This window comes from Nocardia sp. NPDC047654 (assembly GCF_043205035.1).
Lineage (GTDB): Bacteria > Actinomycetota > Actinomycetes > Mycobacteriales > Mycobacteriaceae > Nocardia.
Genome location: NZ_JBIDDF010000020.1, coordinates 17,346 through 33,212, shown reverse-complemented (window position 1 = coordinate 33,212; position 15,867 = coordinate 17,346). Strand labels below are relative to the sequence as shown.

Genomic DNA, 15,867 nt, shown 5'->3' with positions numbered 1-15,867 from the left:
ACTCCCGGGACGATGTTCACCACCCGAGGAGTCCGATGACCAAGCCGACCACCACGAACACCGGTATCCCGGTAGAGAGCGACGACGAATCGCTCACCGCGGGCGCGCAAGGCCCGATCCTGCTGCACGACCACTACCTCATCGAGAAGCTCGCCCAGTTCAACCGGGAACGGGTGCCGGAACGTATCGTGCACGCCAAAGGCGCGGGCGCTTACGGCGAACTGGTCGTGACCAACGACGTCAGCAGGTACACCAAGGCGAAACTGTTCCAGCCCGGCGCGCGCACGGAGTCGCTGGCGCGATTCTCCACCGTGGCCGGTGAGCAGGGCAGCCCGGACACCTGGCGTGACCCGCGCGGATTCGCGGTGAAGTTCTACACCGAGGACGGCAACTACGACCTCGTCGGCAACAACACGCCCATCTTCTTCATCAAGGACCCGATCAAGTTCCCCGACTTCATCCGGTCGCAGAAGCGCCTGCCCGGCAACGGTCTTCGCGATCACAACATGCAGTGGGATTTCTGGACCCTGCGCCCGGAGAGCGCGCACCAGGTGACCTGGCTGATGGGCGATCGCGGCATCCCGAAGACCTACCGGCACATGAACGGCTACGGATCGCACACCTATCAGTGGATCAATGCCGCGGGCGAGCGCTTCTGGGTCAAGTACCACTTCAAGACCGACCAGGGCATCGAATACCTGACCCAGGCCGACGCCGACCGGATCGCGGGCGAGGACGCCGATTACCACCGCAAGGACCTGTGGGAGGCGATCGAGCGCGGCGACTTCCCGAGCTGGACGGTGTACGTGCAGGTCATGCCGGTCGCGGAGGCGGAAGGCTACCGGTTCAACCCGTTCGACCTGACCAAGGTGTGGTCGCACAAGGACTACCCCTTGCTCGAGGTCGGCAAGTGGACGCTGAACCGCAACCCGCGCAACTACTTCGTCGATATCGAGCAGGCCGCGTTCGAGCCGTCGAATGTGGTTCCCGGCATCGGCTTCTCGCCGGACAAGATGCTGCTCGGCCGCGTCTTCGCCTACGCGGATGCGCACCGTTACCGCATCGGCACGAACTACGCGCAGTTGCCGCCGAACCAGGCCAGGGCGGCGGAGGTGAACTCCTACTCCAAGGAGGGCGCCATGCGGTACCACTACAACGAGCCGAATGTGCCGGTGTACGCGCCGAATTCGTTCGGTGGGCCGCACGCCGCCCCGGAGCGGGCGCCCGACGGCGGCATCTGGGACTTCGACCCGGCCATCGTGCGGGCAGGCTACCTGCGGCACGCCGAGGACGGTGACTTCACCCAGGCGGGCACCCTGGTCCGCGAGGTGCTCGACGACGCGCAACGCGAGCGGCTGGTGCGCAACATCGTCGGCCACGTGCTCGGCGGTGTGCGGGAACCGGTGCTCGGCCGGGTTTTCGAGTACTGGAAGAACGTGGACGCCGACCTCGGCAAGCGGGTCGAGGAGGGCGTGCGGGCCGGGCTCGACGGCAGCTCGCAGGGCTGAGCGCCCGCATCGAAGGCAGGTGTGCGTCATCGGCGCGCACCTGCCTTCGGCGTGTCCGGCCGATCCTGTTCGCCCGGTAGGTGCCCGGGTGTCAGAGTGACGGCATGTCTCGGCTGACACGCGACCACCGGGTGGCGCTCGCCGCCGCATCGGCTCTGCTGGCCGGCTGCGGTACAACTCGACACCGCGATTCCCGGTGACGAGCGGGACACCACCACGCCCGCCGCGCCGGCGGCGGACTACCGCGCTTCGGCGCTGGGTGACGCGCTCGGCGCACCCGAACGCGATCAGCTGGAGGCCTGGCCGAAGGCGAACACCACCGGCGGCGAACGCACCCGCGCGGGGTTGCCGCGAGCTGGGTCACCGGCGACAAGACCGGCACCGGGTCCTACGGCTCGGCCGACAACGTCGCGACCGTCTGGCCGGAGGGTGGCCGGGACCCGATCGTGATCGCGATCCTGAGCCGCAAGTCCGACGCGGACGCCGAGGCGAACAACGACCTGCTGGTGGAAGTGACGAAGGTAGCCGTAGAACGTCTACGGTGACCTACGGCGCCCGCCCCATCGAATGGATCGGCATCGCCGGCTGCGCGCCTTCCGTCGCCGCGGTGCGCCGGACTCAGCGGGGACTGTAGTGGACCTGGCCGGGTTCGGGCGGCCAGGTTCGTACACCTACAGCAGGCCCCACCAGTACAGCAGGCTGGCCAGAATCCAGACCACCACGGTTTCCATCGTCGCTCCCAATCTTTCGGCGCACTCGTCACCATCATCCCGCGATCCGGCTCCGCGCGGTAGCAGCTTGCTGGGCACCGCTTCATAAAGGTGCGCTCACCTGCGGTTTCGATCTTGCAAGGTGTTCTTAAGTGCGTGCCAAGCGCCGGCCTGCATTGTTTGTCTCGCGGGAGGAACAAGCCCAGCACCGAAGGTGCGAACCGGGGAACGACCTGTCTCGAGGGGTGACAGGCCGGACCTCGGGGGTGGTGTCCGCCGGGCCGGTCTACGAGGGGTGGCCGGCCCGGCGGACGCGGACGCGGAGCGGACGCTCGCACCGGCTCTTCCTGGAGCTGACCGGCAACGACACGGTGGTTGCCGCTGCCGAAGGTAACCAATGAGTGCGCGGCACCGGGTCCACAGGTCCACAGCGGAAAGGTGCGGCTGGGCTGGTCGCGAGGGTGATCGGCCCACTTCTGGAACCTGTTCTAGACAGATGCGTGATTCTGTCTTACGGTCGATACATGGTGAACGTTGCGTATCGGCCAGCTCCGGTGTTCGAACTCCGTTCCGGCCCCACTTGGGCATCGCCTTGGGGGATGTACAGGGCGCTGCGTGAGCACGATCCGGTGCAGCACGTCGTACCGGCGGCGCGCCCGGAGAACGACTACTGGGTGCTCACCCGGCACGAGCACGTGTACGCGGCGGCACGCGACAGCGAAACGTATTCCTCTCGCGACGGGCTGACGGTGGAATACGGCGAACTCGACGAACTCGGCCTAGCCGACAACCCCCCGCTGGTGATGCAGGACCCGCCGCAGCACACCGACTTCCGCAAACTGGTCGCTCGCGGGTTCACCCCGCGTCAGGTCGAGGAAGTCGAGCCGGTGGTCCGCCGGTTCGTGCGCGACCGGCTCGACGACCTCGGGGCACAGGGCGGTGGTGACATCGTCGAGCAGCTGTTCAAGCCGCTGCCGAGCATGGTGGTGGCGTACTACCTCGGGGTGCCCGAACAGGACCGGGTGAGGTTCGACGGATGGACCGACGCCGTCGTCGCGGGCAGCATCGACCGGACGAACACCAAGGCGCAGGCGGCGTCGGCGGAGATGATGGGTTACTTCGCCGGGCTGATCGAACGCAGGCGCTCCGACCCCGGCGACGACACGGTGTCACTGCTGGTCCAGGCGGGAATGGCGGCCGACGACACGGACGTGCGCGGGCTGATCCAAATCCTCGCCTACGCCTGGACCATGGTCGCGGGCGGCAACGACACCACCACGGGCCTGCTCGGCGGCGCCGTGCAACTGCTGCAACAGCACCCGGATCAGCGCGCCGCGCTCGCCGCGGAGCCGGACCGGATTCGTGTCGCGATCGAGGAGTTCGCCCGGCTCACCTCGCCGGTGCAAGGGTTGGCGCGAACCGCGACGCGCGATGTCGAACTGGCCGGGAGAACGGTGCGAGCGGGGCGGAAAGTACTGCTGGCGTTCGGGTCCGCCAACCGCGACGAGCGGGCGTTCGGCGCGGACGCCGACGAACTGGACATCGACCGGAATCCGCAGCGCATCCTCACCTTCGGGCACGGGCCGCACCACTGTCTCGGTGCGGCGGCGGCGCGGATGCAGGCCAGGGTCGCGCTCGAGGAGCTGCTCGATCGGTTCCCCGAGTACGTGGTCGACATCGATGCGGTCGAGTACGCGAGCGGTCCGTACGTTCGCAGGCCGACTACTGTGCCGTTCCGGTGCAGGGGCTGAGCGGCGAGGTGGCGCGACCCGGACCGCGCCCGTCCGCCCGCGCCGCAGCCGGTGAACCCGGCGTCGGCGGGCCGGAGAACTCGGGCGCGGCGGTCCGCACCGCTGTCGGAGTGGCGCCGCGGTGCGGTGAAGTAGGACGCCGCGGTGCGGTGAAGTAGGAGAGGACACGGCATGAGTGGCGATTGGCTGGCCGGCGGCCGCACCGAGCTGGCCGGTGAGCGCATTCTCGACGCGGTGCGCGCGCTGTTCATCGACAAGGGCGTCAGCGGGGTCGGCATGGCCGAAGTCGCCGACGCCGCAGGCTGTTCCAGGGCGACGCTGTATCGCTACTTCGAGAATCGGCAGGCGCTGTATGTGGCCTTCGCGGGGCGGGAGGCGCGGCAGTTGATCGAGCGAGTCTGGCGCGACCGCGCGGTGCCCGCGAGCGCGGAGCCGGGGGAGCAGTTGCTCGACACGTTGACCGCGCTGCTCGCAGAGGTACGGAAAACGCCGCATCTAGCGGTCTGGTTCGAACCGTCCAACGCGGGCATCGTTGCCCAGCTGGCGAATTCGGCGGGGGTGGTGGACGCGCTGGCCACGAACTTCGTCGCCGGATTCCGCCCCGGGCTGCCCGCCATCGCCGCCGAGCGCGTCGGTCGGTGGGTGGTGCGTGCGATGGTGTCGTTGCTGACGCTGCCCGGTGCGGGGGAAGACGAGGAGCGGGCGATGCTGCGCGACTTCGTGCTGCCGTTCCTGCTCGACGACCGGACGGTGATCGCCTGATCCGGCACGTCGTCGACCGGAGCCGCGCGGGACTCCGGTCGAAGCGCGACCCCGCCGCGCGTGGCTCAGACCGTCGCGGCCGAGTAGTCGGGCAGGTCGTAGCTCTCGGTCTTGCTCAACATCCGCATCATCACCGGGCGCATCGCCTTCGACATCATCAGCTTGCTGAGGGCGTGGCCCGCGCGAATGCCGAAGCGAGACTTGGGCGTCATGGCGTTCAGGCCGCCCGGCTGCAACTGCTGGGCCGTCTTCACGAAGGGGCGCAGCACTTCTTCGTAGCGGGCCAGGCCCCGGCCGGGGTTGTCGGCGTGCGCGGCCAGCTCACCGGCGAGGACGTACGCCCCCACCAGCGCCATCGCGGTTCCCTGGCCGGTGAGCGGTGAGCCGCAGTAGCCCGCGTCGCCGAGCAGGACCACTCGGCCCTCGACCCAGCTCGGCATGTCGATCCGGGCCAACTCGTCGAAGTAGAAGTCCGGAGCCTCGGACACGGCCGCCGCGATGCGAGCCGATTCCCAGCCGCCGCCGGCCAGGCGGTCGCGGATGAACTGCTGCTGTGCGGCGACATCCCGGCGCAGCGCGGGATCGGCGGCCGCGCGGATCACGACGAGCGCCTTGCAGGTGGCCGGGTCGGCGTCGGGGCGCATGCCCAGCCCGGTGGCGCCCACCAGCGAGTGCATCGTGAACCAGTGCGGCTCCAGGTCTTCCGGGCGCGGCAGCGTGAAGAACGACATGTATCCGCCGAGGTACGTCGCGAACTGTTCCTCGGGGCCGAAGACCATCCGGCGGGTGGCGGAGTGCAGCCCGTCCGCGCCGATCACGATGTCGAACCGCTCGGTCGCGCCGGAGGCGAACGTGACGTCGACGCCCGCGTCGTCCTGCCGGATCTCGGTGATCCACTCGCCGTACCGGTAGTCGACACCGCCCTCCGCGGCGAGCAAGTCGAGCAGCACCTGGTTGAGATCCCCCCGGGTGATCTCGATTTCGGCGACCGCGCCCTTGCCGTCGAAGAGTTCGGCGGACATACGGAGGATCTCGCGGCCCGCGTCGTCGACGTACTTCATGCCCCGCTCGTCGAGCTGGTAGTCGCGGATGCCCGGCATCATGCCCATCCGCTCGGCCACCTCGCGACTGGGCCCGCGCAGGTCGACGGCCTGCCCGCCGGGCCGCGGCGCCGCGGCGCGCTCCACGACGGTGGCCCGGATGCCGGACCGGAGCAGTTGCAGCGCAACGGCATTGCCGCCGATGCCGCCGCCGGCGACGAGCACGCGGAGCTGGCTTACGGATTTGGCGCTCATGACTTTCCTCGACTCCCACTGGATTGACCAAATGTCTTAGACATATGTCTAACACAGACTGGCACAACTGTCTAGCACAAATGTCTAAGCGGGTGGTCAGAGCAATGGCCCATGGCGGCGAGGAGCCCTCGCGGCCATGGGCCATCGGTGAAAAGCGCGATCTAGGAACGACGTTGGAGGTAGGTGCGCCAGCTCGCGAGATGGGTGATGTCGGTAGCGGCGCTCGCGGCATCGTAGGTGCAGGTGAAACCGACGACCTCGCGGCCGTCGGCGAGTTCGATACTGGTCAGGGCCATGGGAGAGGGAAGCTCGGCGAGGAACGCACCCAATCCGGCGGCGGAGACGCGGAACAGTTCTCCCTCGATCGGGGCGCCGCGGCCCGGTCCGTGACGCACCAGTCCCGGCTTGGGCGGCGTGGTGTCGAGAGCGGTCAGCCGGTAGGCGTCGGTGGTCCGGATCTCGCCGAGAAAGCGGGCGCCGAGTTGCTCGAGCTGGAAGTGCAGCGGCTGCCCACGCAGGTGTGCTCCGAAGACGGCAAGGTCGACACCGCGATCGACCATCAGCGGCGAGTTCTCCGAACCGAGCAGGCGGGCGGCGAGGTCGACGGCCACCTGATCGGCGAAGGCGGGGGTGACCAGCATGACTCCGAACGGCGCGCCGTCGGCGGTGGAGGCGCCTGGGACGGCGACGGCGGCCATGTCCAGCAGATTGCAGAAATTGGTGTATGTGCCCATCCGCCGGTTGATTCGGATCGGATCGGCTCGCACCGCTGCGATGCTGGGGTGTTCGGTGGTCGTCGGCAGCAGCAGTGCGTCGAAGCCGTGCAGCAGTCCGGCGGCCGCCGCCTTCGCCCGGGCCAGCCGCTCGAGATCGGCGGCGAACGCCGTGCCGGTCTTCTCCCGCGCCGCGCCGATGATCGCGGTGACCGTGGGGTCGGCGCCCGCGGGAGCGGTGTCCAGGAACGCGCCCACCGCGGCATAACGTTCGGCGACGAGCGCACCGTCGTAGAGCAAGAGCGCGGCGTCGATCAGGACGGAGATGTCGATTTCCTCGGTCTTCGCGCCGATATCGGCGACACCGGCGACGGTGCGGGCGAACGCTTCCCGATACGGCTCGCCGAGCGCGGTCAGGTCCTCTGGGCGCGGCACGGCGATGCGCGGCGCGAGCGGGGCGGCCAGCCGGACGTCGGCGGGCCAGGTCCGGCTGCGCGGGTCGCGCGGCTCGGGGCCCGCCATCACCGCGGCCGCGGACACCGCCGAGTCGAGGTCGGCGGCGAAGACCGTGACGGCGTCGTAATCGGCGCAGGCGGGCACGGTCCCATGCGCCGGGATCACTCCCAAGGTGGGCTTGATGCCGACGATCCCGTGCAGTGCCGCGGGCACGCGGCCGGACCCGGCTGTGTCGGTGCCGATGCCGATGTCCGCGATGCCGAGTGCCACCGCGGCGGCGGAACCGGAACTGGACCCGCCCGCCACCAGCTCCGGATAGAGGGCGTTGCGCACCGCGCCGTACGGGCTGCGCGTCCCGACCAGCCCGGTGGCGAACTGATCCAGGTTCGTCTTTCCCAGCACCAGGGCCCCGGCCGCGAGCAATCGCTCGATCGCCGCCGCGGTCACCTCCGGCAGGTAGGCGAACTCCGGGCAGGCCGCGGTGGTCGGCAGGCCCGCCACATCGATGTTGTCCTTCACCGCCACCAGAACTCCGGCCAGCGGCAAGGACTCTCCGGCGGCGAGCCGCCGCGCGAGGGTGGCCGCTTCGGCGGCGACCTCGGATTCCGGTCGCAGGGTGATCCACACCTCCGGCCGATCGACCTCGGCGATCCGCCGATAGGCGGCCGCGACGCGTTCGACGGGGTCGGCCGCCGTATTGCCTAGGACGCCTGCGGGCATTCAGTCGACTCCGATCACTACTAGTGGCGTGCCCGGCTCCACCTTGGCGCCGGGTGTGGTCAGTACCTTCAGCACGGTGCCCGCGCTCGGGCTGTGCACGGGTAATTCGAGTTTCATCGCCTCCAGGACGGCGACCGGCGCACCGGCCGCGACCTGCTGACCCGGTTCGACTTCCACCCGCCAGACATTGCCGATCATCGGCGCCGCCACCACGGTCGCGTCGGCGGGCAGCCCGGCGAGCGGGTCGTCGATCGGCGCGGCGACGGGCGCGACGGTGCTGCGTTCGAATTCGCCCGCGGCCCGCCACGCGTCCTTCTCCGCCTCGAACGCGGCGGCCTGCCCTGCCTCGAACTCGGCGATGGCGTCGGCCTCGGTGCGCAACAGGCGCAGGTGGTCGGCGAGCGCGAAGCTGCCCTCGCTCACCTCGGCGTCGAATCTGCCCGCCTCGGCCGCACGGCGGTACTCGAGCAACTGTTGCGCGCCGACCGGTTCCCACACGATGCGGTCGAAGAACCGGAACAGCCAGGGCGTGCCCGGCTCGAACGGCGCGGACTGCCGGTAGCTGGACCAGATCGGCACGGTGCGGCCGATCAGTTGATAGCCGCCCGGGGAGGCCATTCCGTAGACGCACAGGTACTTGCCGCCGATGCCGACGGCATCCGACGGGGTCCAGGTGCGCGCCGGGTTGTATTTGGTGGTGACCAGGCGGTGCCGCGGATCCAGCGGAACCGCCAGCGGCGCACCGAGGTATACGTCCCCGAGTCCGAGCACCAGATACTCGGCGTCGAAGACGGTGGTGCGCACATCGTCCACACTGGCGAGCCCGTTGATACGGCGGATGAACTCGATGTTCGACGGCAGCCATGGCGCGGTGTCGCGCACACCGCTGCGGTAACGGTCGATGGCTTCGGCGATGGACGGGTCGTCGAACGACAGCGGTAACCGGATGGTGCGGCTCGGCACCACCAGGTCGGTCGTGGCGGGCAGCTCGAGTTCGAGTTCGGTCAACGTGCCGAGCAGCCGATACAGCGGCAGCACCGCGGGGTCGAAGTGGATGTGCAGGGACCGGACGCCGGGCGTCACGTCGAGAATGCCGGGCAGCCGGACGCCCGCGAGGCTTTCGGCCAGCGCGTGCACCCGCATGCGCAGCCCGAGATCGAGCACCATCTCGCCGTATTCGACCAGGACGTTGTCGTCCCCCGCGCGCAGGTACCGCACCCGCGGACGGTCCCGCGACGCCTCGAGTCCGCCGAGAACACCGCGATCACGCAGGGCCGCAGCAGCATCGGTGATCAGCTCCGGCACGCGACGGTCATCGGACGAACGCAACGCGGCCGCCTTGTCGTCGTCGACCGGCACGAACCGCACCGAGTCGCCGGGACGCAACTGTCCCATCCGCCAGCGATGCGCGGACACCACCGTCAGCGGACAGGCGAATCCGCCGAGGCTCGGGCCGTCGGGCCCGAGCAGGATGGGCGTGTCACCGGAGACGTTCAGCGCGCCCACGCTGTAGGGGTTGTCGTGCAGGTTGGACGGGTGCAGCCCGGCCTCGCCGCCATCGGTGCGCGACCAGGCCGGTTTCGGGCCCTCCAAGCGGATGCCGGTGCGATTGGCGTGGCTGCCGACCCGCCACGGGTGCGTGCAGAACTGGATCATGTCGGCGTCGGTGAAGTACGCGGAGGTCTGCGGGCCGACGCCTACCGCGAGCTGCCACTCGTGGGTGAAGCCGGGCCGCTCATCCGGCGGCACCGCCGCGGGTGGGCCGAGTGCGCTCGCGTCGGCCGGGGCGATGCCGAGCACGTCGCCGGTGGTTACGGCGCTGCCGGTCACCCCGCCGAAGCCGCCGAGGGTGAAGGTGGCCGCGCTGCCGTGATAGAGCGGCGCGTCGATGCCGCCGCGCACCGCCAGATAGGTGCGCAGGCCGGTGTCGGTGGGTGCGCCGATGTCCAGCACCGCGCCCGCGACCACCGTGACGGGCTCCCACATGGACACCGAGCGGCCGTCCACCGTCACCGGCGCAGGCGCACCGGTCACGCACACGACGGTGGTGTCGGAGAAGCGCAATCGCGGGCCCTCCAGGGTGCATTCGAGCGCGGGGGCCCCGGCCGGGTTGCCGACCGCGGTGTTGGCGAGGGTGAAGGAGAGGTCGTCCATCGGGCCGGACGGTGGAATGCCGACGTTCCACAGGCCGATCCGACCGGGGTGGTCCTGCACCGTGGTCATGGTCCCGCCGCGCAGTACGTCGACGCGTCGGCCGGCCGGGCGGATCTCGGCCAGCGTGGTGGTGGTGTGCTCGGTGCGCAGGACCCGGCGTTCGGCCGTGGCTTGGCGCAGTTGCGGCAGGTTCGTCTGCACACCGTAGATCCGCGTGGCGGCGAGCGCGGTGCGCAGTGCGGCGAAGGCGTCCGCTCGGCTCTCGCCCGCGCCGATCACCTTCGCCAGCAAGGGGTCGTAATACGGGCTGACCTCCGAACCGGTGTCGACCCACGTGTCGACCCGTACGTCGTCCGGGAAGCACGCGGCCGTGATCAGGCCCGCGCTGGGACGGTAATCGTGGCCGGGATCTTCCGCGTAGACGCGGGCTTCCACCGCGTGACCGGTGGTCGCGGGACCGCTCTCGGGCAGTTCGTCCACCATCGAGGTGTCCCCGCCGGCCAGGCGCAGCATCCACTCCACCAGATCGACGCCGGTGACCGCCTCGGTAACCGGATGTTCCACCTGCAAGCGGGTGTTCATCTCCAGGAACGACGCGGCGCCGTTGTCGGCGTCGTAGACGAATTCCACCGTCCCGGCCGAGCGGTACCCGACCGAGCGGGCGAGTTCCCGGGACGCGGCGAGCAGGCGCTCCGACAGTTGCGCGGTGAGTCCCGGCGCGGGCGCCTCCTCGATCACCTTCTGGTTGCGGCGTTGCAGCGAGCAGTCCCTGGTGCCGAGGCTGACGACGCGGCCGTGGCCGTCACCGAACAACTGCACTTCGACGTGCCTGGCTCGCGCGACGAAACGTTCCAGGAAGACGCCCGCCGAACCGAAGTTCGCCGCCGCGATGCGCTGCACGCGCTCGTAGGCCGCGCGCACCTCGTCCGGGCCGAAGCAAGCCTGCATGCCGATGCCGCCACCGCCGCCGACCGCCTTGAGCATCACGGGAAAGCCGATCCGCTCCGCCTCCGCCACCGCGTGATCGGCCGCTTCGAGCAGGTCACTGCCCGGAATGAGCGGTACGCCGACCGCACGCGCCGCCGTACGGGCGGTGTGCTTGTCACCGAAGACGCGCAGCTGCTCGGCAGTCGGTCCGACGAACGCGATGCCCGCCTCCTCCACCACGGTGGCGAACTCCGCGTTCTCCGAGAGGAATCCGTAGCCGGGATGAATGGCCCCGGCCCCGGTCGCCAGCGCCGCGTCGACCACCAGGTCGGCGCGCAAGTAGGACTCCGCGGCCGGACCCGGACCCAGACGAACGGCGACGTCGGCCATCTCGACGTGCGCCGCGCCGATATCCGCGTCGGAGTACACCGCGACCGTCTTCAGCCCGAGTCCCCGGGCGGTACGCATGATGCGGCACGCGATCTCGCCGCGGTTCGCGACGAGCACGGCATCGAATTCCAGTCCCACTACCGCTCCCCGCTAATCCGTGGCCAGCGACATCGCGGCGATCGCGCGGGTGACCCGTTCGAGCACCACGTCCAGCGATTCACCGATGTGCGTGTGCAACAGCCGATACGCGAGCGGGAGATCGTCCGCCAGCACGGCGTCGAGGATGCCCAGATGCTCGGCGATGGTGGTCTCGATCCGGTTGTTGACCATGAAGTCGTACATGCGCACGTGGCGGATGCGGGAATTCACCGCTTTGAGCGCCCGCACCATCTCGGTGTTGCCCGCCGCGGTGAGCAGCGTGACGTGGAATTCCTCGTCGCGCACCACGAAACCGGGCTCCTGTTCCGGTGGGTCGGCGCGCAGTTCCAGCCAGGCGGCGCGCTCGGATCGCAGGAGCTCCCGGTCGTGCGTGACCGCGGGGTTGGTCATCGCGCGCTGAAGACCGCCCAGTTCCAGGGTGATTCGCAACTCGTACAGGTCCCGGATCAGCGGGATGCTCGGCCGGACCGGACTGAAGCCGTATTCTTCGCGTTGCAGCAGTCCGTCCGAGCACAGGACGGTCAACGCTTCGCGGATCGGCGTGCGCGAAATGCCGAATCGCGCGGACAGTTTCGGCTCGGTCAGACGTTCGCCGAACTTGATGTCCCCGTTCATGAGCTCGCTGCGCAGTGCCGCGTACACCACGTCGCGTAGGGATTTGCCCGCCGCGTCGGCCGAAGCCGCTATCCGTGTCGACATGCCTGTATACGCTATTGACCACGAGTTTCGATGAAGTGTCCGTAAGTTATCGCCGCGTTAGCGTCTGCTCACCATGTCGCTCGCCGCGAGGGTGCCCGGACAGCCGGTCGGTGGTGGGGCCTGCGAAACGAAATCCCGCCTCCGCGCGACAGACTCATCGAGGTCGGTTGTCCACCAGCGAAGCATCAAGGAGATCCTATGAAGCGCAGCACGAAGTTCGCCGGAGCGCTCGCCGCCGTGGCAGCGGCCCCGATCCTCGCGGCCGGTAACGCCCAGGCGGACCCTGGCACGGTCTACTTCTCGGTGGGCAGCACGAACTGCGCGATCTTCGCGAACGGATCGCTCGGATGCGATCTCGGCTCTCCCATGTATATGAGCTACTACATCGGCGATACGTACGTGCCGGTGCCGGTGCCGGTGAACGAAATAGCGATCGACCAGCCTTGGCTGCCCGCGCATCCCACCTTCGACCCGGGCACGCCGTATACCTTGCCGGGTGGCAATCCCCGCATCGACGACGTGAAGACCGGCTCGGGGGCGTGGGGTCCGATCATCGAGCACGCCGGAGCGTCGTGCCAGGTCGGTTTCCACGGCAGCTTCACCTGCCAGGCTCTGGGCCGGGGGTTCAGTACCTACGGCAGCACGATCGTCGCGTGATCGTGCGGCGGCGCGCCCACGGTCGGCGGGTGCGCCGCCGGGCTATCGGCCGCCGGTGCCGTTGAGCCGGATCACTTGCGCGTTCACCGTGCTCGCCGCGTCACCGGCCAGATAGGCGACCACCGCGCCCGGCTCGGCCGGCTCGAGCGCGGCGAGGGCGGTCTCTAGTTCCGCGTTGTCGGTCGTGCCGACGCCGTAGCTGACCGTGTTGACGGTGATCCGCCGCGGCACGAAGTCCGGGGCCACGGCCTGGCCGAGCTGCTCGACCGCGCCGCGCGTCGCGTCGTGCACCGCGCTGCCCGGGTCGGCGGGATCGCAGACGGTGATGATCCGGCCCTCGTCGGCCAAATGCTGCAAGGCCAGCTGCAGGCCGTGGAACACGCCCTTCACCGTCGCCGCGAAAGCGCTGTCGAACGCCTCGGAGCTGAGCTTCGGGAACGGCTCGGACTCCGGTACCGCCGCGGTGTTGACCAGCAGGTGCCAGCCGCCGCATTCGTCGAGCAGCGCCTGCACCAGTTCCTCGTACTCACCGCGATCGGCGATGTCCGCCGCCAGCGCCAGCGCCGAGCCGCCTGCCTCGGTGATCTCCTTCACCACGTCGGCGGCGGGCTCGGGGAAGTGCGGATGGTGCACCACGACCTGTGCACCCTGCGCGGCAAGCGTTTTCGCGATCGACCGGCCGATTCCGGTGTAGGCCGCCGTAACCAGGGCGGTCTTCCCGGACAGCGGTTTGTCCGCGGGCACGCTATCGACGGGCTTGCTCATCTGCCGACCTTTCGTCGATTGCGGAAATAAGACTCCAGCGATGATATTCCCGCATGCCAGCGGTCCAACCTACGACGGACCGCCGACCGTCATCGTGTCGGGTCCGTCGGCAATGGCGGGCGGCCGCAATGCCCGCGGGACGGTCAACGCCCAAGTCCGGTCGCACGCAGGCGTGCATGGTGCCGAGCCTACGCATCCGGATCGACCCCCTCACGAAAGCTACTGGTGCACAGACGAATTCGGGCCGATACGGATAGCTGTGCGGCGGTGAACGGGTCGTCGGCCATTGCGTACGTCGGATCGACGCGGTGTCGGCGCAGGTAGGAGGTCGTCGCGGCGAACCCCACCGCGGCCGCGGCCGGCGTTCGACCCTGCTTTCACTGCCCTGCGGTATCGGCGCCGCCACCGCTGTCCTCGATAACGAGGAAGGCCCCCGACCGTGAACCGGTCAGGGGCCTTCCCGTCGTCTCAACCACGAGTCGGGGTGACAGGATTTGAACCTGCGACCTCTTCGTCCCGAACGAAGCGCGCTACCAAGCTGCGCCACACCCCGTGAAGTGGACCTGGAGTAGCTTACAACAGGGCGGCCCGAGACGTTAAACCGGCAGGTCAGTCAGCCTGCGAGGGGGCGGATGCTGGTGAAGATGCGCTTGGCGGTGTCGGCGTCGAGTGCGTGCGGGACGCCGGTGTCGGCGGCGATCACCATGACGAAGGTCCCGTTGTCGTTGGGGAACGCCGCGGTGTACACGGAGTACGCCTTCGCGCAGCCGGGCTTGGCGTCGGTGACGGTGCCCTTGGTCTCCACGAACATGCCGTGCTGCGAGCCGTCCAGCGAAGCCAGCGGCATGGGCAGAGCGGGTGTGCCGCCGGGCGTCGCCTTATAGGCGAGTGTGGCGGTCTTGACGCCGAGTTCGGTGGCCGCCTTTCCCGGGTCGGAGGTCCCCGAGCCGGTGAGGAAAGCGACGGTGCGGGTCGATCCGGGGCAGTAGCCCTTGCCCTCGCTGGCCAGGCCTTTACCCGCGACGGCGTTCGGGGGCTCGCCGAAGCCGCCGATGGTGCCTTGCGGCGCGATCGTCCAGTCGCCGGGCACGTCGTAGGCGGCGCCGCTGTCGGGTGCTCTGACGACCTGGTATCCGGGTATCACCGGCGTTTTGTCCCCGGAGCCCCGCGCTGTCGTCGTGGGGGCCGCTTTGGTCGTGGTCCGGGTGGGCGCGTCCACCGTCGTGGTGGTGAGGGCGTTCACCATCGATGGAGCGGTGTCCCGAGCGGAGTCATCGTCCGTCTTCATCGTGCTCAGGGCTACTACCCCGGCCACGAGACCGGCCACCAGCAGCACCGCCAGGCCGGCGGACAGCACGAGCTTTCCTCGGCCGCTCCCGCTCGGACGGTTCGGTGGTGGTCCTCCGAATCCGCCTTGCGGACCGTAGCCGGGCTGATACCGGCCATCCGGCGGGGTGCCGTACTGCGCCGGACCGCCTGCGGGTTGCCACTGCGAAGCCTGGACCGGCTGACCGAACGGATCGGCGCCCGGATAGCCGAGCTGGGGCGGCGCCTGGCCACCGGGGCCCGGCGTCCGGTTGCCGAAGGGGGCGGGCTGGTCGAGTGCGCCGAGCGGCTGTCCGAGCATCGTCGGATCGTTGCGCCCGTGGACGAGATCCGGCGGGGTCTGCGGGGGCCACTGGCCGGAGGGTGTCTGCCCGAGGGATGGGGCCGACCTGGTGGGATCGTCGCGGCCCGGGGTCCCCGGCCGTCGGCTGACCCACTCGGCGAGCACGGTCGGCTCGGCCGGTGTGGGCGGGTGCGAGCCCGAGTCGCTGTCCGACAGCCGAGATGTCGGTGGGTCGCTCTGAACGCCGGGTTGCCACTGGAGTGTCGGGGCGGGCTCTCGGTTCGGCTGCCACTGCGTGGCTGGGTCGGCCTGCCCCGGATACAGCGGCTGGCCGCCGTCACCTGTCGCGGCTCCCGGTTGCCACGGGGACATCGGGGCAGGCCCGTTCGAGGTCGGCTGCTCCGATGCGCCGCGCTGCCAAGGCGTGACAGGCGGGCGTGTCGGTTCGTCGTATCCGCCCGGCTGCCAGGGGGACCACTCTCGGGGGCTACCGGCTCCTGCCTCCGTTGGCCGGGCGCCGGCATCGTCTCCCGCCGGAGGAAACGCGGAATGCGGTGCGCGGAAGGGCTGTTGCCGAGGATCCGGCGGCCCG

11 protein-coding genes and 1 tRNA gene are annotated in these 15,867 nt (G+C 69.6%); 4 read left to right on the top strand and 8 right to left on the bottom strand.

What is annotated here, in order from left to right:
- Positions 1-35: 35 nt before the first annotated feature.
- The gene (locus ACGF7Y_RS32420; protein WP_393240522.1) at positions 36-1,508 is read left to right on the top strand and encodes a catalase; all 1,473 of its coding nucleotides are present in this window, start codon (positions 36-38) and stop codon (positions 1,506-1,508) included.
- Positions 1,509-2,179: 671 nt separating this feature from the next.
- On the opposite strand, the gene ACGF7Y_RS32415 is transcribed toward ACGF7Y_RS32420, so the two are convergent.
- Positions 2,180-2,317 (bottom strand): hypothetical protein, encoded by a 138-nt coding sequence (locus tag ACGF7Y_RS32415; RefSeq protein WP_393240519.1) that lies wholly within the window; start codon positions 2,315-2,317, stop codon positions 2,180-2,182.
- 425 nt (positions 2,318-2,742) lie between these two features.
- On the opposite strand from ACGF7Y_RS32415, the gene ACGF7Y_RS32410 reads away from it, so the two are divergent.
- Together ACGF7Y_RS32410 and ACGF7Y_RS32405 are read left to right on the top strand one after the other, a co-directional pair.
- A complete protein-coding gene (locus ACGF7Y_RS32410) occupies positions 2,743-3,969 on the top strand; it encodes a cytochrome P450 (protein ID WP_393240516.1) in 1,227 nt (408 codons plus the stop codon).
- Positions 3,970-4,140: 171 nt separating this feature from the next.
- Entirely contained in the window at positions 4,141-4,731 is a 591-nt protein-coding gene (locus ACGF7Y_RS32405) for a TetR/AcrR family transcriptional regulator (RefSeq protein ID WP_393240513.1), read from the top strand.
- A gap of 65 nt (positions 4,732-4,796) precedes the next feature.
- Here the strand turns inward: ACGF7Y_RS32405 and ACGF7Y_RS32400 are convergent, their stop codons facing one another.
- The 4 genes from ACGF7Y_RS32400 to ACGF7Y_RS32385 all read right to left on the bottom strand — a co-directional run bounded on the left by ACGF7Y_RS32400 (position 4,797) and on the right by ACGF7Y_RS32385 (position 12,244).
- Positions 4,797-6,026 carry an FAD-dependent monooxygenase gene (locus ACGF7Y_RS32400; protein WP_393240510.1) on the bottom strand — a complete coding sequence of 410 codons (1,230 nt, stop codon included), beginning with the start codon at positions 6,024-6,026 and terminating at the stop codon, positions 4,797-4,799.
- A gap of 161 nt (positions 6,027-6,187) precedes the next feature.
- Positions 6,188-7,915, bottom strand: coding sequence for an allophanate hydrolase (gene atzF / locus ACGF7Y_RS32395; RefSeq protein WP_393240507.1), 1,728 nt, complete (start codon positions 7,913-7,915; stop codon positions 6,188-6,190).
- Positions 7,916-11,464: an urea carboxylase gene (gene uca, locus ACGF7Y_RS32390; protein ID WP_393240675.1), complete on the bottom strand. Its 3,549-nt coding sequence runs from the start codon at positions 11,462-11,464 to the stop codon at positions 7,916-7,918. It lies immediately after the preceding gene.
- A gap of 72 nt (positions 11,465-11,536) precedes the next feature.
- On the bottom strand, positions 11,537-12,244 hold the full coding sequence (locus ACGF7Y_RS32385; protein ID WP_393240504.1) for a GntR family transcriptional regulator: 708 nt from the start codon (positions 12,242-12,244) through the stop codon (positions 11,537-11,539).
- Between the two features lie 198 nt (positions 12,245-12,442).
- Here ACGF7Y_RS32385 and ACGF7Y_RS32380 point away from each other — a divergent pair, with 198 nt between their 5' ends.
- Complete coding sequence (locus ACGF7Y_RS32380) at positions 12,443-12,901, top strand: hypothetical protein (protein WP_393240501.1); 459 nt, start codon at positions 12,443-12,445, stop codon at positions 12,899-12,901.
- A 42-nt stretch (positions 12,902-12,943) separates the two neighbouring features.
- Here ACGF7Y_RS32380 and ACGF7Y_RS32375 read toward each other — a convergent pair whose 3' ends face one another.
- The 3 genes from ACGF7Y_RS32375 to ACGF7Y_RS32365 form a co-directional block, all read right to left on the bottom strand.
- Positions 12,944-13,666: an SDR family NAD(P)-dependent oxidoreductase gene (locus tag ACGF7Y_RS32375; protein ID WP_393240498.1), complete on the bottom strand. Its 723-nt coding sequence runs from the start codon at positions 13,664-13,666 to the stop codon at positions 12,944-12,946.
- 479 nt (positions 13,667-14,145) lie between these two features.
- A tRNA-Pro gene (locus tag ACGF7Y_RS32370) sits at positions 14,146-14,219 on the bottom strand.
- Between the two features lie 60 nt (positions 14,220-14,279).
- Entirely contained in the window at positions 14,280-15,293 is a 1,014-nt protein-coding gene (locus tag ACGF7Y_RS32365) for a hypothetical protein (RefSeq protein WP_393240495.1), read from the bottom strand.
- Positions 15,294-15,867 lie beyond the last annotated feature (574 nt).